The sequence below is a fragment of the Arthrobacter sp. P1_B9 genome, from assembly GCF_056406495.1.
Window position 1 is genome coordinate 46,584 of record NZ_JBFUAA010000018.1, and the last position, 21,287, is coordinate 67,870.

General features: G+C 67.8%; 19 protein-coding genes. 10 read left to right on the top strand and 9 right to left on the bottom strand.

What is annotated here, in order from left to right; translation table 11 throughout:
- Positions 1-4: 4 nt before the first annotated feature.
- The 3 genes from AC1D1A_RS19225 to AC1D1A_RS19235 all read left to right on the top strand — a co-directional run bounded on the left by AC1D1A_RS19225 (position 5) and on the right by AC1D1A_RS19235 (position 2,997).
- Positions 5-1,192 carry an ABC transporter substrate-binding protein gene (locus AC1D1A_RS19225; protein WP_476948471.1) on the top strand — a complete coding sequence of 396 codons (1,188 nt, stop codon included), beginning with the start codon at positions 5-7 and terminating at the stop codon, positions 1,190-1,192.
- Between the two features lie 97 nt (positions 1,193-1,289).
- Positions 1,290-2,255: a FecCD family ABC transporter permease gene (locus AC1D1A_RS19230; protein WP_476859873.1), complete on the top strand. Its 966-nt coding sequence runs from the start codon at positions 1,290-1,292 to the stop codon at positions 2,253-2,255.
- On the top strand, positions 2,248-2,997 hold the full coding sequence (locus AC1D1A_RS19235; RefSeq protein ID WP_476850388.1) for an ABC transporter ATP-binding protein: 750 nt from the start codon (positions 2,248-2,250) through the stop codon (positions 2,995-2,997). Before AC1D1A_RS19230 ends, AC1D1A_RS19235 begins: the two co-directional genes overlap by 8 nt.
- Positions 2,998-3,133: 136 nt before the next feature.
- Here AC1D1A_RS19235 and AC1D1A_RS19240 read toward each other — a convergent pair whose 3' ends face one another.
- Positions 3,134-4,501 (bottom strand): cation:dicarboxylate symporter family transporter, encoded by a 1,368-nt coding sequence (locus AC1D1A_RS19240; protein ID WP_476850387.1) that lies wholly within the window; start codon positions 4,499-4,501, stop codon positions 3,134-3,136.
- Positions 4,502-4,638: 137 nt separating this feature from the next.
- On the opposite strand from AC1D1A_RS19240, the gene AC1D1A_RS19245 reads away from it, so the two are divergent.
- Together AC1D1A_RS19245 and AC1D1A_RS19250 are read left to right on the top strand one after the other, a co-directional pair.
- The gene (locus AC1D1A_RS19245; RefSeq protein ID WP_476850386.1) at positions 4,639-6,363 is read left to right on the top strand and encodes a sensor histidine kinase; all 1,725 of its coding nucleotides are present in this window, start codon (positions 4,639-4,641) and stop codon (positions 6,361-6,363) included.
- Positions 6,360-7,079: a response regulator gene (locus AC1D1A_RS19250; protein ID WP_223916554.1), complete on the top strand. Its 720-nt coding sequence runs from the start codon at positions 6,360-6,362 to the stop codon at positions 7,077-7,079. The genes AC1D1A_RS19245 and AC1D1A_RS19250 overlap by 4 nt, the downstream gene beginning before the upstream one ends.
- 337 nt (positions 7,080-7,416) lie before the next feature.
- Here AC1D1A_RS19250 and AC1D1A_RS19255 read toward each other — a convergent pair whose 3' ends face one another.
- Both AC1D1A_RS19255 and AC1D1A_RS19260 read right to left on the bottom strand, forming a co-directional pair.
- Positions 7,417-8,862, bottom strand: coding sequence for an SLC13 family permease (locus tag AC1D1A_RS19255; RefSeq protein WP_476857880.1), 1,446 nt, complete (start codon positions 8,860-8,862; stop codon positions 7,417-7,419).
- Between the two features lie 10 nt (positions 8,863-8,872).
- Positions 8,873-9,991 carry a PrpF domain-containing protein gene (locus AC1D1A_RS19260; RefSeq protein ID WP_476948472.1) on the bottom strand — a complete coding sequence of 373 codons (1,119 nt, stop codon included), beginning with the start codon at positions 9,989-9,991 and terminating at the stop codon, positions 8,873-8,875.
- A gap of 241 nt (positions 9,992-10,232) precedes the next feature.
- Between AC1D1A_RS19260 and AC1D1A_RS19265 the strand changes: the two genes are divergently transcribed.
- Complete coding sequence (locus AC1D1A_RS19265; RefSeq protein WP_476948479.1) at positions 10,233-11,171, top strand: LysR substrate-binding domain-containing protein; 939 nt, start codon at positions 10,233-10,235, stop codon at positions 11,169-11,171.
- An 18-nt stretch (positions 11,172-11,189) separates the two neighbouring features.
- Here the strand turns inward: AC1D1A_RS19265 and AC1D1A_RS19270 are convergent, their stop codons facing one another.
- Positions 11,190-13,100, bottom strand: a complete 1,911-nt coding sequence (locus AC1D1A_RS19270; RefSeq protein ID WP_476948473.1) for an AMP-binding protein — start codon at positions 13,098-13,100, stop codon at positions 11,190-11,192.
- Between the two features lie 198 nt (positions 13,101-13,298).
- Here AC1D1A_RS19270 and AC1D1A_RS19275 point away from each other — a divergent pair, with 198 nt between their 5' ends.
- The 4 genes from AC1D1A_RS19275 (at position 13,299) to AC1D1A_RS19290 (ending at position 17,575) form a co-directional block, all read left to right on the top strand.
- Positions 13,299-13,958: a GntR family transcriptional regulator gene (locus tag AC1D1A_RS19275; protein WP_028277407.1), complete on the top strand. Its 660-nt coding sequence runs from the start codon at positions 13,299-13,301 to the stop codon at positions 13,956-13,958.
- Positions 13,951-15,471, top strand: a complete 1,521-nt coding sequence (locus AC1D1A_RS19280; RefSeq protein ID WP_230007910.1) for an MmgE/PrpD family protein — start codon at positions 13,951-13,953, stop codon at positions 15,469-15,471. The genes AC1D1A_RS19275 and AC1D1A_RS19280 overlap by 8 nt, the downstream gene beginning before the upstream one ends.
- The gene (gene prpB / locus AC1D1A_RS19285) at positions 15,471-16,373 is read left to right on the top strand and encodes a methylisocitrate lyase (RefSeq protein ID WP_230007909.1); all 903 of its coding nucleotides are present in this window, start codon (positions 15,471-15,473) and stop codon (positions 16,371-16,373) included. Before AC1D1A_RS19280 ends, prpB begins: the two co-directional genes overlap by 1 nt.
- 62 nt (positions 16,374-16,435) lie before the next feature.
- The gene (locus AC1D1A_RS19290; protein ID WP_028277410.1) at positions 16,436-17,575 is read left to right on the top strand and encodes a bifunctional 2-methylcitrate synthase/citrate synthase; all 1,140 of its coding nucleotides are present in this window, start codon (positions 16,436-16,438) and stop codon (positions 17,573-17,575) included.
- A 93-nt stretch (positions 17,576-17,668) separates the two neighbouring features.
- On the opposite strand, the gene AC1D1A_RS19295 is transcribed toward AC1D1A_RS19290, so the two are convergent.
- The 5 genes from AC1D1A_RS19295 to AC1D1A_RS19315 all read right to left on the bottom strand — a co-directional run bounded on the left by AC1D1A_RS19295 (position 17,669) and on the right by AC1D1A_RS19315 (position 21,285).
- Positions 17,669-18,151 carry an 8-oxo-dGTP diphosphatase gene (locus tag AC1D1A_RS19295; protein ID WP_230012058.1) on the bottom strand — a complete coding sequence of 161 codons (483 nt, stop codon included), beginning with the start codon at positions 18,149-18,151 and terminating at the stop codon, positions 17,669-17,671.
- Between the two features lie 35 nt (positions 18,152-18,186).
- Positions 18,187-18,555, bottom strand: coding sequence for a hypothetical protein (locus AC1D1A_RS19300; RefSeq protein WP_476948474.1), 369 nt, complete (start codon positions 18,553-18,555; stop codon positions 18,187-18,189).
- A 395-nt stretch (positions 18,556-18,950) separates the two neighbouring features.
- A complete protein-coding gene (locus AC1D1A_RS19305; RefSeq protein ID WP_476859879.1) occupies positions 18,951-19,472 on the bottom strand; it encodes an RNA polymerase sigma factor in 522 nt (173 codons plus the stop codon).
- Between the two features lie 110 nt (positions 19,473-19,582).
- Positions 19,583-20,614, bottom strand: a complete 1,032-nt coding sequence (gene xerD, locus AC1D1A_RS19310; RefSeq protein WP_476850472.1) for a site-specific tyrosine recombinase XerD — start codon at positions 20,612-20,614, stop codon at positions 19,583-19,585.
- Positions 20,615-20,622: 8 nt separating this feature from the next.
- Positions 20,623-21,285, bottom strand: coding sequence for an NUDIX domain-containing protein (locus tag AC1D1A_RS19315; RefSeq protein WP_476850379.1), 663 nt, complete (start codon positions 21,283-21,285; stop codon positions 20,623-20,625).
- Positions 21,286-21,287: the final 2 nt, after the last annotated feature.

The window sequence follows — 21,287 nt, forward strand, 5'->3', positions numbered from 1 at the left end:
GCCGATGAGCGTCCCCGAAGCCAACCGACGATCTGTCCTGGCAGCGGCCCTCTACGGCGGAGGGGCGCTGTTCCTCGCTTCCTGCGCCGCGGCCGGCACGGCGCCACAGTCGTCGCCGCAGTCAACGCCGCCGGCAGGGGCTGCCGGTACTGCGCCCCCGGGTTCCGCCTCCGGCCCGGACGGGATCCAGGTGACGGACCAGCGCGGGACGGTCCTGAGTTTCGACCGCCCGGTCACCCGTGTGGTGACCATTCCCATGCCCGCCGCCTCCCTGCTGGCCGCCGTCGACCAGGGCGCCGGCCATCTGGCCGGGATGCACAACGCCTCATGGGTCGCCATGCGCGACGGCGCCATGGGCACCATGTACCCGGAGGCCCTGAACATCCCGCACGACATCGCCACGACCGACTTCACGCCCAATGTCGAAAGCATCCGGGCCCTGAACCCCGACGTCGTGGTCCAGTGGAGCGATGCGCAACTGACGGCACCCCTGGAACAGGCCGGGATGAAGGTCCTGGGCATCACGAACACCGGCACGCAGCAGGACGTGGACACGTGGACCGCGCTTTTCGCAACGATGCTGGGCCGGCCGGACCGGGCCGTGCAGATGAAGGCGCGCAGCGACGGGCAACAGAAGGCCATCCAGGCCGAGGCCGCCGCCCGCGGCACCGGCGGCCCGGGCATCATCTACTTCAACAGGTTCAGCGGCGGCCTCAAGGTAGCCGGAAACGGCAGCTACAACGACTTCTACATCAAGCTCATCGGGGCACACAACCCCGCCACCGGCCCGCAGGGCCTTCAGGGCAAGGGCATGGTGGGCGTGGACGTCGAACAGGTCCTGGCCTGGGATCCGGAAATCATCCTGCTCGGGAACTTCGACGACGCGATGCCCGCCGACGTCTACGGCAACCCGGTGTGGCAAAGCGTCTCCGCCGTGCGCTCCCGCCGCGTCTACAAGGTCCCGCTGGGCGGCTACCGCTGGGATCCCCCCGGCCAGGAATCGCCACTGATGTGGCGCTGGCTCACAGATGTCAGTTTCCCCTCCGGCAACCTCTCCACGCTGAGGGACGAGACAAACGACTACTTCGACTTCCTGTACCGCTACCGGCCATCGGCGCCGGAGCTGGACAAGATCCTCTGGACCGAAGCCAACGGCACCTCGGCCAACTACCGGCAGTTCGATGCTTCGTGAGGCCCAGCCTCTGACCACGGGACCCCCCGGCGGCCGGGGACCGGGGCTGCGCCAGGTCATCGGTCCATGCCTGCTCTCAGGAGCAGTCCTGGCGGCCGTGTCGGCGGTTGCACTCGCCAGCGGCCGCTACAGCGTGTCCCTGGACCATGTCGTGCAGATCCTGGCCTCCCGAATAGTTCCCTTCGGCCCGGGCCTTCCCGCGGCCGAGGAAAACGTGGTGCTGCTGATCAGGTTGCCCAGGGTCCTGCTGGCCCTGCTGGTCGGTGGCGCCCTCGCAATCGGTGGCGCGGCCCTGCAGGCCGTGTTCCGCAACCCCCTGGTCAGCCCGGAGGTCATCGGCGTCTCCTCGGGCGCCTCCTTCGGCGGTGCCCTGGCCCTGCTGCTGGGCCTGGGCCCCGTCGCCCTCGTGGGCGGATCGTTCGGCTTCGGGCTGCTGGCACTGGGAATCGTCTTCCTCATCACGTCCGGGCGGGGCGGCGCCCACATCCTCATGGTGGTCCTCGGAGGAATCGTCACGGCCTCCTTCTTCTCCGCCCTGGTGGCCCTGGTGACGTATCTGGCGGACCCGTTCACCACCTTGCCCGCCATCGTATTCTGGCTGCTTGGCAGTGTCTCCACCGCCACCTGGGCGAAAGTGCTGGTGGCCCTCATTCCCATCGCTGCCGGCGGCGTCGTCCTGCTGGCCCTCCGGTGGCGGATCAATGTGCTCTCGCTCGGCGACGACGACGCCACCGCCCTGGGGCTCCGGCCCCGCCCCCTGCGCTGGGCGGTCCTCGCCGCCGTGGCTCTCATGGTCGCCGGGGCCGTCGCCGTCAGCGGCGTCATCAGCTGGGTGGGGCTGGTCATCCCGCACCTCGCACGCATGTGGGTGGGACCGGACCACCGGGTGCTGCTGCCGGTCTCCTTCCTGCTGGGCGGGGCCTACCTGATCGCCATCGACACCATCGCGCGCACCGCCACGGCCGGGGAAATCCCGTTGGGCGTCCTGACCGCCCTGATCGGCGCACCGGTGTTCTTCGTGCTGTTGCGCCGGAACCGGGAGAGGATCTGGGACGGTGCTTGAGCTGCGCGGGGCCGGGTTTGGCTATTCGCCGCAGAACTGGGTGTTCAAGGATCTCAGCTTCTCGGTGCCGCCGGGCACCGTGACCGCGGTCCTGGGGCCCAACGGCAGCGGCAAGACGACCCTGGTGCGCTGCGCGGCCGGCATGCTGGCCGTACAGGAGGGTGCGGTGCGCAGGTCCGAGACGGCGGGCTATGTTCCCCAGGCGCGCGGCAGCACGTTCGGCTACCCGGCCCTGGACATGGTGGTCATGGGCCGTGCCCGCCACATCGGCGTTTTCCGCTCCCCCGGCAGCCGGGACAGGGCCGCCGCGCTCCGCGCCATGGACCGGGTGGGGATAGCCGCCCTGGCCGACCGGCTGTTTCCGACGCTCAGCGGGGGCGAGCAGCAGCTGGTCCTCATTGCACGGGCTATCGCGGGCGGTTCGCGGCTCCTCGTCCTGGATGAGCCGTCCACCGGGCTGGACCTGAAGAACCAGGTCCGGGTCCTCCAGCTGCTGAGGGAACTCGTGCGGACCGGGATGTCGCTGCTCGTGAGCACCCATCACCCGGACCACGCCCTGTTCCTCGCGGACTCGGTGGTCCTCATGGGCGCCGCGGGTGTGGTGACCGGGCCTGCCGGGCCGCTCCTCGCCGATGCGCAGCTTTCCGCGCTGTACGGCGTCCGCGTCAGCACCCTGAACTACGACGACGCCGGGACGCCCCGCCGCACGGTGGTCACCCCCTTCGGCGCCGACGAGGGCTGAACCGAACGCCCAAGCGCCCGGCAGCTGGGCTGCCGGGCGCTTGGGCGTCATCGAGCGGTAGTGCGTCCTGTCAGTTTAGGGCCGGGGTGCGGCCCTGGCCGGTTCCGGCGTGGTTCGGGACGGTGCAGGCGTCGGTTCAGGCGTGTGCCAGGACCGGTTGTGCCGGCTGTGCGGGCTGTTCGGCGGCATCCTGTGCGCCGGAGTGGCCGGCCAGCATCGTCTCTTCGTCGAACGGCTCGGCACCGGCCAGGACACGGTCCACGCGTCCGCCGTCGATCTCCTTGACCCAGGTGCCGATCAGCACCGTGGCGACGGCGTTGCCGGTGAAGTTGGTCAGGGCGCGCGCCTCGGACATGAACCGGTCGATGCCGACGATCATGCCCACGCCGCCCAGCAGTTGGGGTGCGTGCGCCTGGAGTCCGGCGGCCAGCGTGGCCAGGCCGGCACCGGTGACGCCGGCGGCACCCTTGGAGGCGATGATCATGAAGACCAGCAGGGAAACCTGGGCGCCAAGGTCCAGCGGCGTGCCCATGGCGTTGGCGACGAACAGTGCGGCCATGGTCAAGTAGATGGCGGTCCCGTCGAGGTTGAAGGAGTACCCGGTGGGGACCGTGACACCCACGACGGGCTTGGACACGCCGAGGTGTTCCATCTTCGCGATCAGGCGGGGCAGCGCGGCTTCGGAGGAGGACGTGGAGAAGATCAGCAGGTATTCGCGGCCGAGGTACTTCATGAGCTTGAAGATGCTGACGCCTGCGACCGCCTTGAGCAGGCCGCCGAGGATCACGACGATGAACAGGGCGCAGGTGATGTAGAAGGCGCCCATCAGGGTCGCCATGCTGATGATGGCCTGGAAGCCGGTTGCACCGACCACTGCGGCGATCGCGCCGAAGGCTCCGACCGGGGCCAGCCACATGATCATGATGAGGATGCGGAACACGAGGGCCTGGCCGTAACCGACGGCCTTGAGGATCGGGGCTCCCTGCGGGCCCATCTTCTGCAGCGCGAAGCCGACCAGGATGGCGGCGAGGAGGGTCGGCAACACGGGAATGTCGCCCGGGATGATGCCCAGAAGGAAGTCAACGGTGCTGTCGACTGCCGCCTTCTTGTTCGGATCATAGGGGGCGAGCTTGAGGCCCTCGCCCGGGTGGATCAGGTTGCCGACCACCAGGCCGATCCCCAGGGCGAACGTGGACATGACCACAAAGTAGGCGAGCGCCAGGCCGCCGACCTTGCCGACCGTGGCGGCCTTGGCGATGGAGCCGATGCCCAGCACGATGGTGCAGAAGATCACGGGCGCGATCATCATCTTGATGAGTTTGATGAAGCCGTCGCCGAGTGGTTTGAGGGATTTGCCGACCTCGGGGAACAGCAGGCCGATAACGGCACCTGCAATCACGGCTACGATGACTGCGATGTAGAGGTAGTGGGACTTGTCCAGTCCCTTGCGCTTCTTGGCCGGAGCGGCGGCCGGTGCTGCTGACTCTCCTCGTTGAGAGGCCATGGTGTTCTCCTTGGATAGGCTGGACTTGGTGCGGTCCTGGCTGTGGTCCGCTCTTGTCCTTCTTGCGTGTAACCCCATCATTGATGAGAAGGTGACGCGCATCACCCTTGCGTTCATATTGGTCATGGAAGGTGTTGATGATCCGGCGCTGGAGCATCGCCCGCAGGCTGTTTGCGGCCAACCTGCTGTTCGTGGTGGCCCTGACGGCCATCGTTGGCACGGCCGTGTTCGTGGACGCGCGCGATCACGCCTACGACGAGGCCGGACGCCGGATGGCCGGCATCGCCACCGCCGTCGCCGACGCCCCCTTCGTCCTGGCGGCGGCGGACTCGGCCGATCCCACGGCCCTGCTGCAGCCGTATGCCCTGAAGACCATGAACGACGCCGACGCGGATTTCATCACGATCATGGCCCCGGACCGCACGCGCTGGACCCACCCGCGGGATGAGGAACTGGGCAAACCGTATATCGGCTCCATTGACGCGGCCCTCCATGGCCAGGTGTTCACGGAAGTCGTGGCCGGCACCCTCGGCCCGTCGGTGCGCACCATCGCCCCGGTCAAGGATGCCGACGGCAAGGTCCGGGCGCTCGTGGCCGCGGGCGTGACGGTCCGGACGGTGGACGTCGCACTCTCCGGCCGGCTGCCGGCGCTGCTGGCCATCAGCCTGGCGCTGCTGGCCGGCGGGTCGGCGGCGGCCTGGCTCCTGGGACGGTACCTGCGCCGGGTGACCCGCGGCTGGGGCCCCGAAGAGCTGGGCCAGCTCTTCGCGTACTACGAATCGGTGCTGCATTCGGTGCGCGAGGGCGTGATCCTCATCGACCCCAAGGGCAAAGTGGTGATGTACAACGACCAGGCCGCCGAACTGCTCGGGTTGAGGAAGCAGTCCGCCGACGGCGGTCCCACCTCCGGCGCTGACCGCGGGGTTGCGGGGGGCGGCCGCCAGGCGGCGCCCTCCCTCGCGGAGTTGCCGCTGGCCCCCAGCCTCAAAGAGCTCTTCGAATCGGGGCGGACCGCCCTGGATGAGATCCACCTGACCGGCTCGCGGATCCTGGTGGTCAACCAGGGCCCCGCGGTGGGACCCGAATCTGCCAGCGCCCGCCCGCGCGGAGCGAAGTCCGGCGCTGCCGGCGCTGGCACTCCTGTTTATGGAACGGTCGCCACCATCCGGGACCGTACCGAGATCGAATCCCTGGGCAGTGAACTCGAGACCATGCGCACGCTCTCGGACGCGCTCCGCGCCCAGACCCATGAACACGCCAACCGGCTCCACACCATCGTCTCGCTCATGGAACTGGGCCGGGGCCCCGAGGCGCTGGACTTCGCCACCAAAGACCTGGAACTGAGCCAGCGGCTCACGGATGACATTGTGAGCTCCATCGAGGAACCCGTGCTCGGCGCCCTGATCATGGGCAAGGCAGCCGAAGCACACGAACGCGGCGTCGAACTGACCCTCAATACCAGCGGTTCCACGGCCGTGACCGGACTGGCCGTGCAGGACCTCGTGGCCATCCTGGGGAACCTGCTGGACAATGCCATCGACGCCGCGGCCGAGGCGCCGGCACCCCGGCTCGTGGAGCTGACCGTCGAGACCACCGGCTCCGCCCTGGAGATTACCGTGGAGGACAGCGGCCCCGGGATCGATCCCGCGGCCGTGGAGGACGTCTTCCGGCATGGTTTCAGCACCAAGGCCCCGGGACCGTTCGGACGCGGCCTTGGACTGGCCCTGGTGCGCCAGGCGGTACAGCGGCTGGGCGGTACCATGACAATCACCAGCCCGGCCGGGGCGCTGTTCCGCGTCACTCTGCCCGTCACAACACCGCCGGTCACTCCGCTGCCGGTCACTACCGAGGGACAACCATGAGCGAGATCCGGGTACTCGTCGTCGAGGACGAGCCCATCGCTGCCGCAGCGCACGCCGCCTACATAGAAAGGCTGGACGGTTTCACCCTGGCGGGCTCCGCGCCCGACGGCCAGTCCGCCCTGCGCCTGCTCACCGAATTCTCCGCGGCAGGCAATCCGGTGGAGCTGGTCCTGCTGGACATGAACCTCCCGGACCTCCACGGGCTGGACATCGCACGCCGGATGCGGGCGGCCGGACTGTTCGCGGACATCATCGCCATCACCGCGGTGCGGGAACTGAACATTGTCCGCAGCGCGGTGGCCACCGGCGTGGTCCAGTACCTGATCAAACCGTTCACCTACGCGACCTTTGCGGACAAGCTCGCCAGCTACCGGCTGTTCCGCGAGCAGCTGGCCGCACCCCTGGCCGGGGAAGCCGGAGCCCGGGCGTCCCAAAGCGATGTGGACCAGGCCTTCGCCAGCCTCCGTGCCCCGTCCGAGCTGTCGCTGCCCAAGGGCCTGGCCGTATCCACGCTGGAATCCGTCCAGGACTACATCAAGCAGCAGGCCGAGGCGGTGTCGGCCAGCGAGGTCATGGAGGCGCTCGGGATGTCCCGGGTCACCGCCCGGCGCTACCTCGAATACCTCGCCGACGCCGGAACGGTCTCCCGCGCCGCCCGCTACGGCGCCCCCGGGCGGCCGGAGAACGAATACCGCTGGAACCGGCCGCGGACGTAGGCCTGCCGCTCCCCGTTACCGTCACCGGGAGGGCACTTGCCGGCAATCCCGGGAAACACTGCCGCGAAATGCCGTCCCGGCGGTTTCCTTGTGGCGGGATCATCGCGAATGCTTAGTGCCATGCGGCCGCTGTTGACGTGTCAGGGCAGCGGGGCGGCGCGCGTTGCGAATAGGCGATGATCCGGGTGATCATCATTCGCCGCCCCACTGCGGTCTGGTGCCGGCGGACACTGTGTGTCCGGGCCTTCTGCGTGGTTACTTGCCGCAAACGAAGACTTCATTCAATGCGGCGGGGTCGGCCCGGCTATCGGTAGCCGCACCGCCGGTGGCCGCTCGGTTACATGATGCCGGTGGGAACCAGCAGGACCCAGGCGAGGGCCGGGGCTACGAGCACCACTCCCCCGGCATACGCCATCAGCTGCCGGTACACTCGCTGCCTGTCATTGTCGCGGGCGTTGGCGACCACCAGCGCACCGTCGGTGGAGAAGGGCGAGACATCCACCACCGTGGCAGCTATAGCCAGCGCCGCGACCGTTCCTGATGCGCTCAGCGAGCTGGTAGCCAGGAGCGGACCGGCCAGGGGAATGAACGCGGTCAGCAACGCCGTGGAGGAGGCGAAGGCTGAGCCGACGCCAATGACATAGCAGAGGACCAGCGCCACCAGCAGCGGTGCGCCCAGTGCCAGAGCCTGCTCGGCGAGGGTGTCGATGACGCCAACGTGCTGGAGCAGGGAGACATAGGTGATCATGCCGGCTACCAGCAGGACGGTGGACCAGGAGACGCCGCCGATGAACGTCTGGTGTTCTTTGATATTGACCAGCGCCAGCAGGAGTCCGGCGGAGAGTGCGACAAAGCCGATCGGCAGGTGGAAGCCCAGGGTGCACACGAGCATCACCGCGATCAGGGCCAGGGTGAGGATCTGCTGCCCGCGAGGGCGGCTGGTGCGGGCGGTGTCGACGTCGGCATGCTGGCCGCCTTCGCCGTCCCGCAGCCTGCCCAGGAGGGCGAACAGGACGATGGTGAGCACGGAGAGAATGAGGTTAAGAGCGAAGCTGGCGATGAAGAGTGCGCCCTGGGAAATGGGAAATCCGTTCTTCAGGGCGATGTCGTGCACCAGCACGCCGGCGACGGACAGCGGGGAAAAGCCGCCGGCGTGGGCTCCGTTGATGATGAATGCGCCCATCAAGACGGGATGGATCCGGGACTCGTAGGCGAATCCGATGGCCGCCGGCGCCAGCAGCGCGACGGCGGCCGGCGAGAAGGTACCCAGTGACGTGAGCGCAGCAGCAATCAGGAAGAACACCCAGGGCAGCAGCATCGTCTTGCCCCTGACGAGGCGTACACAGGTCTGGACGATGATGTCGATGGTGCCGTTCCGCTGGGCCATGCTGAAGAAGTACGTGACTCCGATGATCGTCACGACGATGCTGGCGGGGAACTCTTCGAGGATCTGCTTGTCCGTCATTCCGAGCATGAAATAGCCGACGCCGAAGGAGGCAACCAGCCCCATCACGCCGATGTTCAGCGGCCATTTCGTGGCGACGATGAACATAATGACGAGGATGACGAGCGGGATGATTTGGACAGCGGTCATGGAGTGCTCCGGTTGCGGGGTGGCCGAAGGGTTGAAGATATCACCCCCCAGCACGAGCGCAATCAAAGCCAGGAACGCGAACCCGGCGGCCGCCGCCAGCAGGATTCGGCGGCGGCGGGTTGGACGCGGGGCATCGTCGTCCCGGGTCTGGTCCGCAGCGACAGCGGTGCGGTGCTCAGTCTTGGTCATGATGGTCTCCTCAGCGGGTGGCTCCCGCGAGGGAGGCAGCGACGGCGCTGCCGGGGACCTCGGGGAGATGGATGATGGTTGTGGCGATGGTGCGGGCCGTGCGGTCGACGCCTACGAGGAGCGTCCCGTCGTGCTCCTCGCTCCAGGTCTCGATGACCCCGGCGGGGGTGCGGAGCCGGAGCGTGCTCCCCAGGGAGTCGCCCGTAATGGTGTGCAGCACGGTGCCGGGGGTGCGGGCGGCCAGGGTCAGGGCGATGCTACCGGTGATGGCCAGGGCCGGGTGGGGCTTGCCCATGGAGAGCATCATGACGTTGGCGTCGCAGTCTGGGTCAGCCTGGGCGGCCGCGGCGACGATGGCGAGCTTGGGGATGGCCCGGGCCGCTTCGGCTGTTGTGCGGACCAGCCCCATCCGCACCGCCGCCTGCCGCCGGATCTGCTCCAGGGTATCCAGCTGCAGCTCCACTCCGGCGCGCCAGCGGTCGTACCTGGCCGGGTCCAGGCCCAGTTCTTCGGCGTTGACGATCACGACGGGCGCTCCGGCGTCGACCATCGACACAGTCCAGCGGGTTCCGCCGGCGGTGAGGGTGTCAGTGGCCGCACCGGTGGGCAGCAGCGCACCGGTGGTCCTGCCGGCAGGGTCCTGGAAGCCGAGCCCCACAGCGTAGCCGGGGAAGGGTACGCCTGGCGTCCGGGCGTCCGGAACGGAGGCCAGGGCTCCGGCAGGGGTGGCCACGCGCTGGACGATGATTTGGTTGGTGTTGGTGTTGCGGGTGACGATCCGGGTGACGTCTCCGTTGGGGAGCACCCAGCCCTTCTCGATGGCGTACAGACCCACCACCGCCGAGCCGTTCCCGCAGTTGCTGCCCCAGTCCACCGCGGCCTCTTCGACACCGACTTGGGCAAAGGTGTACTCAACGTCGACGTCGCCACTGACGGGCCGGTGCACGATCACGGCCTTGCTGGTGGTCGAGGTGGCGCCGCCGACGCCGTCGATCTGGCGCGGATCCGGGCTGCCGAACAGCCGCGGCAGCAGCACATCCAGGCTGATGCCGCCCGCCTGAAGATGCTCCGCTTCGAACACCCAGCACTTGCTGGTGCCTCCGCGCATCCATTGGGCTTCGATCTTCATGGTGTTTCCCGCTTCTCCTCGTGCCTCAGACTTGAATGAGGACCTGAAAAGAGATTGAGCCAGATCACAACTTTAGACAATGTTGGATTTTTTCAGGGGGATGTAGGATTGCTTAATTCATAGAGCGCTGGAGGATTATTCCCCAGCTGCAAAGCGTCCGTTGCCAGGAAAAGTGCTCGAAGTCCTCAAGGCAGGCCTCGTCCCGGCAGGGAATGAACCAAAGGCGAAGAAGGGTGAAGCGTTGCTAAAAGACGAAGGTCAGGATTTGTTCGACATAAGGCGGCTGGCGCTTCTGCTGGAGGTGGTGGAGCAGGGCTCGATCACCGCGGCGGCCGAGTTGATGATGTACACGCCCTCGGCCGTCTCCCAGCAGCTGCGCAAGCTCGAACAGGAAGTGGGGCAGCCTCTGCTCACCCGCCGCTCCCGCGGGGTGGTGCCCACCGAGGCCGGCCAGGTTCTGGCCGGCCACGCCCGCAAGATCGTCTGGCAGATGCAGGCAGCCCGGTCCGACCTGGGCCAGATTGCCGGCCTCAGACGCGGTTCCCTGACCGTGGGTACATTCCCAACCCTGGCCGGATCCTTCCTGCCCATCGTCATCCGGACCTTCAAGAAGCGCTACCCGGCCATCAGCCTCTCTTTGCGCAGCGCCCGCTTCGACGAACTCGTCGCAGATCTGCAGTCCGGGGTCACGGGTCTGTGCCTGCTCTGGGATTACCCCTGGAACCCGTTCCGGGACGATTCCATCCGCGTAACCGAGGTCTTCCGGGAGAGCACCGTTATCCTGGTGGCCCGCAGCCATCCACTCGCCGAGCGGGAGCAGGTACGCATGGAAGACCTGCGCAACGAGTCCTGGATCGTGCGCGCCGAGGCCCACCCCGTCGTGGAGGTGCTGCAGCGTTCCGCTCACGACGCCGGATTCGAACCGGAGATTGCCTTCCTGGCCAACGACTACCAGGAGGCCCAGGCCATGGTCAGCGTGGGAATGGGCGTGGCTATGGTGCCCAAAACCGCCGTGGCACTTCAGCATCCCGACGTAAAGGTACTGAGCCTGGGTTCCGCGGCCCCGCTGCGGAGAATACTGCTGGCGCAGCGGGAGGACAAGGTCTATGCCCCGGCCGAGGTGGCCTTCCACTCCACCCTGTTGGAAATCGCCCGCGAACGGGCCGGCGACTATCAGTAGACCACGAGGCTGCTCCGGTCACTCCGTAGGGCCGGGGCGCAGGGTGTCGAGCAGCGCGTCGATCACGCCGGCGTCCTCGATCGTGGAGGGCACCACGTAGGTCTCGCCGTCGGCGATCTGGCGCATGGTCTTGCGCAGGATCTTTCCCGAACGGGTCTTCGGCAGGGCATCCACCACGGTGACGTGCTTGAAGTCCGCCACGGCCCCGATGTCGCGCCGGACCAGGGCGATCAGGTCCTTGACCAGGACTTCCTCGGGCACGTCCACCCCGGACTTGAGGACCACGTAGCCGCTGGGCCGCTGGCCCTTGAGCGGGTCGGCAAGGCCGATCACGGCGCATTCGGCAACTGCCGGGTGCTGGCCGATCACCTGTTCCATGGCGCCCGTGGAGAGCCGGTGTCCGGCGACGTTGATGATGTCATCCGTGCGGCCCATGACGAAGACATAGCCGTCCTCGTCCCGGTAGCCCGAGTCACCGGTGGCATAGYAGCCCTCAAACGCCTGGAGGTAGGAGGAAATGTAGCGGTCGTCGTTGCGCCAGAGCGTGGTCAGGGTGCCAGGCGGCAGCGGCAGGCCGAGGACGATGTTGCCTTCCGTGCCGGCCTCGACGTCCCCGCCCGCGCCGTCGACGACGTTGAGCCGGAAGCCGGGCATCGGGACGCTCGGCGACCCGGCCTTGATCGGCAGTCCGCCGAGGCCTCGGGGGTTGGCGCAGATGGCCCAGCCCGTCTCCGTCTGCCACCAGTGGTCGACCACCGGAACACCGAGCACCCGGGAGGCCCAGTGGAAGGTATCGGTGTCCAGCCGCTCGCCGGCCGCGAACAGGGTCCGCAGGCTGGCAATGTCGTACTTGTCCAGGAACCGGCCCTCAGGGTCGGCCTTGCGGATGGCCCGCAGCGCGGTGGGCGCGGTGAACAGCACGTTGACCTTGTGGTCCTGGATGACCCGCCAGAACGCGCCGGCGTCGGGCGTCCCCACCGGCTTGCCTTCGTACAGCACCGTGGTGGCGCCGGCCAGCAGCGGACCGTAGACGATGTAGGAGTGGCCCACCACCCAGCCGACATCCGAGGCGGTCCACATGACGTCGCCGGGGCCGACGTCGTAGAGGTTTTCCATGGTCCATTTCAGGGCCACGGCGTGGCCGCCGTTGTCCCGCACCACGCCCTTGGGCGAGCCGGTGGTGCCCGAGGTGTAGAGGATGTACAGCGGGTCCGTCGCCTTGACGTCCACCGGCGCGGCCGCCTCGGCGGAGGCCATCTCGGTGTCCCAGTCGAGCCACCCGGGGTGCTCGGCCGCCATGGAGGCCACCGTCGAGCCGAAGCCGTCCCTGGCCTTGACCAGCACCGGGGTTTCGGCGGCGCCGGCGATACTGAGGGCCTCGGCGACGGCAGGCAGGTACTCAATCCGGCGCGACGGCTCGATGCCGCCGGACGCCGTCACCACCGCCGCGGGGGCTGCGTCGCGGATACGGGCGGCAAGTTCCTTGGGGGCAAACCCGCCGAAGACGACCGAGTGCACGGCGCCGAGCCGTGCGGTGGCCAGCATCGCGATCACGGCCTCGGGGATCATCGGCATGTAAATCACCACGCGGTCGCCCTTGCCGACGCCGCTGCGGCGCAGGACACCGGCGAACCGGGCCACGAGGTCCGTCAGTTCCGCATAGGTATAGCTCTGCCGGATGCCCACCATCGCGGAGTCGTAGACCAGGGCATCCTGCTGACCCCTGCCCTGGGCGACGTGCCGGTCAAGGGCGTTGTACGACGTGTTCAGGACCCCGTCCGGAAACCAGTCGTAGAGCGGCGCCCGGCCCGCCTCGAGGGCCTGCCGCGGGGACGTCTGCCAGGAGATCCCTTCCGCGGCCTCCAGCCAGAACTCTGCGGGATGTTCCAGGCTCCGTTCGTAGGCTGCCCTGTAGCTCTTGGTGACCATGACGTACATCCTGTCCACGACGTTGTGATGCGACCAATGATAGACAAGGGTAAACCGGGGCGGACCGGCGATACAAGGGTCATGTATACACAACTCGGCTATTTGTTCACCACAGGCGGCAATTGCTGGGCAACGGGCCGTTGCGTGTATACACTGATGATGTTCCATCCCGACACAGCCGCCACCGAAGGAGGCAGGATGCGCGCCAGCGACAAGGCCTACGCGGCCCTGCGCGACGACATCATCGAATGGCGCCTCCTGCCCGGAACCGTGCTCGCGGAGGTGGAACAGTCGGCGCGCCTCGGCATCTCCCGCACCCCGCTGCGGGAGGCCCTGAGCCGGCTCACGGCCGAAGGGCTGACGACGACGGCGGGCGGCCGCGGCGTCGTCGTCACCGACATTTCCCTAGACGACATCGACGAACTGTTCGAACTGCGCGAAACCCTCGAGGGCAGGGCCGCCGCCCTGGCCGCCGAGCGCGGCGACCCCGCAACCTTCGATGCGTTGCGGCGCGAACTGCTCCAGGCCCCGGAACTGATCGGCGGACAGGATCCGGCCCTGCACGACTATTACGGGCTGGTCGGACGGCTGGACGCGGCCATCGACGCCGCCATCTCCAACGCCTACCTCGTCCAGGCCATGCGCAGTCTCCGCGTCCACCTCGTGCGCGTCCGGCGCCTGGCCGCCGACGACGCCGCCCGGCTTACTGCCGCGGCCGCCGAGCACGCTGCCATCGCCGAGGCGATCGCCGCCGGCAACCCGCGCCTGGCCGAGGCCGCCACCACGCTTCACCTGCACCGCAGTCTTTCGCACGTCAAAGCCACCCATACACCTCAGCAAAGGGAGCACCATGGTTAAGGAACACCACGTCCGCGTTTACAAGAGCGAGGAAAACCTGGGCCGCGAGGACCAGCTCGCCTACAAGATCGCCAAGGTCGCCGCGGATCCCGTGGAGGTCACCGATGAGGTCACCGACATGGTGATCAACCGGATCATCGACAACGCCTCGGTGGCGGTTGCCTCGCTGAACCGCGCCCCGATCGTCGCGGCCCGGGCCCAGGCCCTCACCCACGGCCCCAGCACCGGCGGCAAGGGCGCCAAGGTCTTCGGCATCGAGGAACGCGTCTCCCCCGAATGGGCCGCCTGGGCCAACGGCGTCGCGGTCCGTGAACTCGACTACCACGACACCTTCCTGGCCGCGGACTACTCGCACCCGGGTGACAACATCCCCCCGGTCCTGGCCGTCGCCCAGCACGTCGGTTCCAGCGGCCGGGACCTGGTCCGCGGCATCGCCACCGGCTACGAGATCCAGGTCAACCTCGTCAAGGCCATCTGCCTGCACAAGCACAAGATCGACCACGTCGCCCACCTCGGCCCGTCCGCCGCCGCCGGCATCGGCACCCTGCTGGGCCTCGACGTCGAGACCATCTTCCAGTCGGTCGGCCAGGCGCTGCACACCACCACCGCCACCCGGCAGTCCCGCAAGGGCGAAATCTCCACCTGGAAGGCGCACGCCCCCGCGTTCGCAGGCAAAATGGCCGTCGAATCCGCGGACCGTGCGATGCGCGGCCAGACCTCCCCCGTACCGATCTACGAGGGCGAAGACGGCGTGATCGCCTGGATGCTGGACGGCCCGGACGCCTCCTACACCGTGCCGCTGCCGGAGGCCGGCGAGGCCAAGCGGGCCATCATGGACACGTACACCAAGGAACACTCGGCCGAATACCAGGCCCAGGCGTGGATCGACCTCGCCCGCAAGCTCAACGGCGAACACCCCGAGGTTACGGACCCGGCCAACGTCGAATCCGTGCTGATCAAGACCAGCCACCACACCCACTACGTGATCGGCTCCGGCGCCAACGACCCGCAGAAGTACGATCCCACGGCCAGCCGCGAGACGCTGGACCACTCGATCCCGTACATTTTCACCGTCGCCCTGCAGGACGGCACCTGGCACCACGTGGACTCCTACGCCCCGGAACGCGCCGCCCGCCCCGACACCGTGGAACTCTGGCACAAGGTCACCACGGTCGAGGACCCGGAATGGACCCGCCGCTACCACTCCCTGGACATCGCCGAGAAGGCCTTCGGCGGCACCGTGGAGATCACGCTCAAGGACGGCACGGTCATCACCGATGACATCGCGGTCGCCGATGCCCACCCGCTGGGCGCCCGGCCGTTCGCCCGGGAGCAGTACGTCAACAAGTTCCGCACCCTCGCCGCGGGCCTGGTGGCCGACGAGGAGATCGAGCGCTTCCTCGCCGCCGCCGCCCGGCTCCCCGAGCTCGCCGCCGGCGAGCTGGACCAGCTGAACATCCAGGCCGCCGACGGCGTGATCGACCTCGCCGGCGCCCCGAAGGGACTCTTCTAATGTTGTATTCGAAAGTCACCCCGGAGCAAAAGCGGATCCGGTTCCGCGAAATCCTCGCCTCCGGCACCATCGCCCAGTTCCCCGGCGCGTTCAACCCGCTGTCGGCGCGGCTGATCGAGGAGAAGGGCTTCGCCGGGGTGTACATTTCCGGCGCCGTCCTCGCCAATGACCTGGGCCTGCCGGACATCGGGCTGACCACCCTCACGGAGGTCGCCACCCGCGCCGGGCAGATCGCCCGGATGACGGACCTGCCGGCAATCGTCGACGCCGACACCGGCTTCGGTGAGCCCATGAACGTGGCCCGGTCGGTCCAGGAACTCGAGAACGCCGGCCTGGCCGGCTGCCACATCGAGGACCAGTTCAACCCCAAGCGCTGCGGCCACCTCGACGGGAAGAACGTCGTGGACCTGGAAACCGCCACCAAGCGGATCCGGGCCGCGGCCGATGCCCGCCGCGACCCGAACTTCCTGATCATGGCCCGGACCGACATCCGCGCCACGGACGGACTCGAGGCCGCCCAGGAGCGTGCCAAAGCGCTCGTGGAGGCCGGTGCGGACGCGATCTTCCCGGAGGCGATGAAGGACCTGGCCGAATTCCAGGCCATCCGCGACGCCGTCAACGTCCCGATCCTGGCCAACATGACCGAATTCGGCCAGAGTGCCTTGTTCACCGTGGAGGAGCTGGCCGGCGTCGGCGTCAATATGGTCATTTATCCGGTGACGCTGCTCCGTAGTGCCATGGGCGCTGCGGAGCGTACTCTGGAATCGATTAAGGCCGACGGAACCCAGGAGGCACAGGTTGGAAGCATGCTGACCCGTGCGCGTTTGTACGATCTCGTTGATTACGAGGCTTACAACCGTTTCGATACCGGAGTCTTTAATTTCCAGATCCCCGGTAAGTAAGCCCCGCATAGAACCTCCGGCACGTGCCGGTATACAGGCGTTAGGAACAAAGGAGTTTCAGCATGGCTGAACAGGACATTAAAAAGGGCCTCGCCGGCGTCGTGGTGGACTACACCGCAGTCTCCAAGGTCAACCCGGACACGAACTCGCTGCTGTACCGCGGCTACCCCGTCCAGGAACTGGCTGCCAAGTGCAGCTTCGAGGAAGTCGCCTACCTGCTCTGGAACGGCGAGCTGCCCGACGCGGAGCAGCTGGCGGAGTTCACCGCCCGGGAACGCGCCGGGCGTGCCCTGGATCCGGTCGTCAAACAGGTGATTGACGCGCTGCCCACCACCGCGCATCCCATGGATGTCTGCCGGACTGCCACGTCGGTGTTGGGGGCCCGGCACCCCCTCGCCGAGGACGCCTCGCGCGAAGCCAACCTGGCCAAGGCCATCGATCTGTTCGCCGCGATGCCGGCCGTGGTGGCCTACGACCAGCGGCGCCGGCACGGCCAGGACGTGGTGGAACCCCGCGAGGATCTGGGCTACGACGCCAACTTCCTCTGGATGACGTTTGGTGAGGAAGCCGTCCCCGAAGTAGTCGACGCGTTCAATGTCTCCATGATTTTGTACGCCGAGCACTCCTTCAATGCCTCGACCTTCACGGCCCGGGTAATCACCTCCACGCTCTCGGACCTGCACTCAGCCGTGACCGGCGCCATCGGGGCCCTCAAGGGATCGCTGCACGGCGGTGCCAACGAGGCCGTCATGCACACCTTCGACGAGATCGGCATCCGGCCGGAGGAGTCCCTGGAGGACGCCCACGTCCGGGCCAAGGCCTGGATGGAGGACGCCCTGGCCCACAAGAAGAAGGTCATGGGCTTCGGCCACCGCGTCTACAAGCACGGCGACTCCCGGGTGCCCACCATGAAGTCGGCGCTGGACAAGATGATCGCGCACTATGGCCGGCCGGAGCTGCTGGGCCTCTACAACGGGCTCGAGACGGCGATGGACGAGGCGAAGGGGATCAAGCCGAACCTCGACTACCCGACCGGACCCACGTACCACCTCATGGGCTTCGACACCGCCACGTTCACCCCGCTGTTCGTCGCCAGCCGCATCACAGGCTGGACGGCGCACATCATGGAGCAGCTGGATTCGAACTCCCTCATCCGTCCCTTGAGCGAGTACAACGGCGTCGAGGAACGGCACCTGGCGTAGCAGGGCTTCCTGCGGGACGCACGGGACCGGACAGCCGGCACGGGCCGGCCACCTATTCGTAGGTGGCCGGCCCGTGCTGTTTGCCCGCGGACTTCAGCGCCGCGGGATCCGGACCGACGCAACAGTCTCGTTGTCCTCGTTGAGGACCACGACGACGTCGATCGTTTCGCCTGCCAGCGCCGGAGGCAGCCAGTGCCCCGCATCCTGCCACATCCGCTCCAGCGGCAACGCCGCGGAGTCGAACCATTCGGGCGTGATTTCCGGGCTCTCGGCGGGTTCGCCGTGCCACCGCCGGGTGGTGAAGAGCCGGCACGACATGTTCCAGTCAGGCCGGGCCGGAAAGATGAACTCGACAACGCCGGCGTGGGCCAGGTCCTCTTGGAGCACTATGATCCCGGCTTCTTCCCAGACCTCGCGGACCACGGCCTCGGCGTCGCTCTCCCCCGGCTCAACGTGGCCGCCGATTCCCACGATCTTGCCGATGCCAAAGCCGGTCCTTTTCATGCCCAGCAGCACCTCGGTGCCGCTCTCCGCCTCACGGAGCGGGAAGCAGAGAGTGACTGGCGTGAGCTTCATGTGCTCAACCCTATAGCTGCCGCAGGCTGCCGGCGCTATCCGGCGGCCGGGCCGTCGCCGACAAGCTGCGGCCTCAGTTCGACCGGTATCCCCTTCTGCGCGAATTCCTTGTCCATGGCCTGCTGCGGCGTGAGGCCCTGGTTGTTCGTGGCTTGGAACTCCCAGTTGTAGACGCTGGACCACTCCTGCCGGACATCGCAGAGGAATCGGCCGTTCTGCAGTTTGGCGATCTTGAACCAGGCGTTGCCGCCGTCGAGCTGGAGCGCCCGGATCCCGTCACCGGAAATGGAATAGGCGAGCCAGCCGCCGGCGCAGCCCAGCACCGTGTAGTAGCCCTGGTCGGCGGGGGCAATCGGGATGATCGCGCGCTGCTGGTCATTGCGCTGCTGGTCAATGTTGGCCAAGGTGCATGCGACCCCGCCGGTGCTCAAAGCGGCTGGACCCGCTTTCGTGGGAGACGACGGGGCGGCTGGTGAGGCAGCGGACGGGGTTGGGGACGACGGCGATGGGCTGGCGGAGGCAGTCGGGGCCGGGATGCCCGTCTGGGCCGGCCCCGGCGCTGGTTGCGGCATCAGATTGCCGCCGACAACCACCGCGCCAACGATGGCTGCAGCGGCCAGTACAGTCGCGGCCGCAGCCCGCACGGCATTCCGTCGTGCTGGAGCGCGCCCTGCCAAAAGGACGACATTCGGATCCGTGGAAAATACGATTGAGCGGGCAGAGTCGCTTCCCGGCTCTGCTCCCGGCGCTCCCACCCGAGGTTTTGCATCCCTCATGAGCTGTTCGATGCGGTCCATGGCTAGTCCTTCCGTTCGGTCATGAGATGTGAGGGGGCAGCTTTCGCAAACGCCCGGCGTGCCCGGTGGAGGCGAACCGCAGCGGCGGATGAGGAACATCCCAGCGTCTGCGCCAGTTCAGCGATGGTCAGCTCGTCCCAGTAGCTGAGCATGAGGACCTCGCGGTCCCGCTCCCTGAGCTGCACCAGCACCTCTGCCACGGCGCCTCGTTCTTCATTGTTTGACTCGGGGATTTGGCTGCGCGCATCGTCTTTCAGCCTTTCGACAAGTTCCTGGCGGCGACGGCGGCCCTTGTACTCATTGCCGACCACATTCCGGGCCGTTGCCAACAGCCAGCCAATGCCGGGCGGTTCCGACAGCTCCTTCTCCCAGGCAATTCTGAAGACGTCCGCGGCCAGTTCCTCGGCGCGGTGCCGGTCACTGATACGGCAGGCAATGTAGCGGTAGACCCGCGCGGAGTGCTGGGTGTGCAGATCAATGAACGCTTGCTCTTTGGCAGCCAACATGGTGGTTCCCCCGGACATCGATGACTTCTTCTTGCTGTGTAAGTGTCCAGTGAACGGCATTTTCTTACACAGGCCCGCAAAAAAGTTTGCCGGCACCGGCGCGGTGCGGGGACCCGGCGGACTACGCCTTAGCCCAGGGCGCGCGGGTGCGCGGCGGCGTAGATCTCCCGCAGCGTATCGGCCGTCACCTGGGTGTAGACCTGCGTGGTGGTCACCGAGGCGTGCCCCAGCAGCTCCTGCACCACCCGGACGTCGGCACCGCCCTCCAGCAGGTGGGTGGCGAAGGAGTGCCGCAGCGTGTGTGGCGAAACGTCCTTGGTGATGTGGGCCTTGTCCGCCGCCGCCTTCAAAATGGTCCAGGCGCTTTGCCGGCTGATCCTGCCGCCGCGGGCGTTGAGGAACAGGGCGGGGGTGCCCTTGCCCTTGGCGGCCAGCAGGGGCCGGCCACGGACGAGGTAGGCGTCAAGGGCTCGTGCCCCGTAGGATCCGAGCGGGACGAGGCGTTCCTTGGACCCCTTGCCGAAGAGCCTGACGATCGCGGGCCCGTCGCCGGCATCGGACCCGCCGGAGGTGTGCAGGGAAATGTCGTCAACGTCCAGGCCCACGGCTTCGCTGATGCGGGCACCGGTGGAATAGAGGAATTCGAGCAGCGCGCGGTCGCGCAGGCCCGTTGCCGTGTCCGTGCCGGCCGCCTCGAGGATCCGGGTGACCTCATCGACGCTGATGGCCTTGGGCAGCCGCTTGCCGGGCATGGGCGGGTGGACGTCGCTGGCCGGGTCGGTGGACGTGATGCCTTCGAGGGCCCAGAACTTGTGGAGTCCGCGCACCGCCACCACCGTCCGGGCCGCCGAGCGGATGCCCAGGGCGGAGCCGCCGTCGGACCCGTCGGAGAGCGCCTGAACGAATCCGGTGACGTCGTGCCGGGTAATCTCCGCGGGGCGTTCCCGGCCGGCGTGGGCCAGATGCCTGGCGTAGCGGGCCAGGTCCCGCCGGTAGGCGGAGAGGGTGTTGGCCGCGAGGCCCCGCTCCACGCCCATGTGCTGCAGGTAGTCAGTGATTGCGCGGTCGATCGCCGTCAACGCCCTGGCGGGCGGGCGCTCGGGAGCGGCTGCCTGCGCCGGGGCCGGAAGTTGCGCCGGGGCCGGCGGTTCGGCGATCAGCGGCTCCACTAGCGCTGGCTGGGATGGGCGGGCCAGGGCGCGTCGGCCGGGCGGAGACTTTCGAAATTGCCCGCGCGGGCGGCGGCAGCGGCCAGGACGCCGACGACGGCGGACGGGTTGTGGAGGCGGCCGTCAAGGACCGCCTGCACGGCCTCGTCCAGCGGGGTCCAGCGCAGTTCGATTTCGGCTTCCTCGTCCGTGCGGACGTGCCGCTCATGTCCCGGCACCTCACTCAGGCCGCGGGCCAGGTAGATGCGGATGGCCTCGCTGGAGGAGCCCGGGGAGTTGAAGAAGTCCGCCAGCACGTTCCAGCGGTCCGCGACAAGGTCCGCTTCCTCGGCCAGTTCGCGGGCGGCCCCGACGACGAAGTCCTCCCCTTCGACGTCAAGCAGCCCGGCGGGGATCTCCCAGAGGTCCATGCCGACGGGGTGCCGGTACTGCCGGAGCAGCAGCACGTCGCCGTCGTCGTTCATCGGGAGAACCGCCACCGCGCCTGGATGGTCGATGTAGTCCCGGACCAGGGTGTCGCCGTCGTCGTTGAGCTGGAAACTGTCGCTGACGACGTCCCAGATCCTGCCCTCGTACACCTTTCGGGACGACAAAAGACGGCGCGGGCTCGGCTCATCCGAAACCTGCCGTGCAGCATTGGGGGTCTCAGACATACCGGGCATCG

Bases quoted from the DNA above. Each gene is read 5' to 3' on its own strand.
- AC1D1A_RS19225 (WP_476948471.1), top strand. From the start codon at position 5: ATGAGCGTCCCCGAAGCCAACCGACGATCTGTCCTGGCAGCGGCCCTC.
- AC1D1A_RS19240 (WP_476850387.1), bottom strand. From the start codon at position 4,501: ATGGCCTCTCAACGAGGAGAGTCAGCAGCACCGGCCGCCGCTCCGGCC.
- AC1D1A_RS19245 (WP_476850386.1), top strand. From the start codon at position 4,639: ATGATCCGGCGCTGGAGCATCGCCCGCAGGCTGTTTGCGGCCAACCTG.
- AC1D1A_RS19250 (WP_223916554.1), top strand. From the start codon at position 6,360: ATGAGCGAGATCCGGGTACTCGTCGTCGAGGACGAGCCCATCGCTGCC.
- AC1D1A_RS19255 (WP_476857880.1), bottom strand. From the start codon at position 8,862: ATGACCAAGACTGAGCACCGCACCGCTGTCGCTGCGGACCAGACCCGG.
- AC1D1A_RS19260 (WP_476948472.1), bottom strand. From the start codon at position 9,991: ATGAAGATCGAAGCCCAATGGATGCGCGGAGGCACCAGCAAGTGCTGG.
- AC1D1A_RS19275 (WP_028277407.1), top strand. From the start codon at position 13,299: ATGCGCGCCAGCGACAAGGCCTACGCGGCCCTGCGCGACGACATCATC.
- AC1D1A_RS19280 (WP_230007910.1), top strand. From the start codon at position 13,951: ATGGTTAAGGAACACCACGTCCGCGTTTACAAGAGCGAGGAAAACCTG.
- prpB (WP_230007909.1), top strand. From the start codon at position 15,471: ATGTTGTATTCGAAAGTCACCCCGGAGCAAAAGCGGATCCGGTTCCGC.
- AC1D1A_RS19290 (WP_028277410.1), top strand. From the start codon at position 16,436: ATGGCTGAACAGGACATTAAAAAGGGCCTCGCCGGCGTCGTGGTGGAC.
- AC1D1A_RS19295 (WP_230012058.1), bottom strand. From the start codon at position 18,151: ATGAAGCTCACGCCAGTCACTCTCTGCTTCCCGCTCCGTGAGGCGGAG.
- AC1D1A_RS19305 (WP_476859879.1), bottom strand. From the start codon at position 19,472: ATGTCCGGGGGAACCACCATGTTGGCTGCCAAAGAGCAAGCGTTCATT.
- AC1D1A_RS19315 (WP_476850379.1), bottom strand. From the start codon at position 21,285: ATGCCCGGTATGTCTGAGACCCCCAATGCTGCACGGCAGGTTTCGGAT.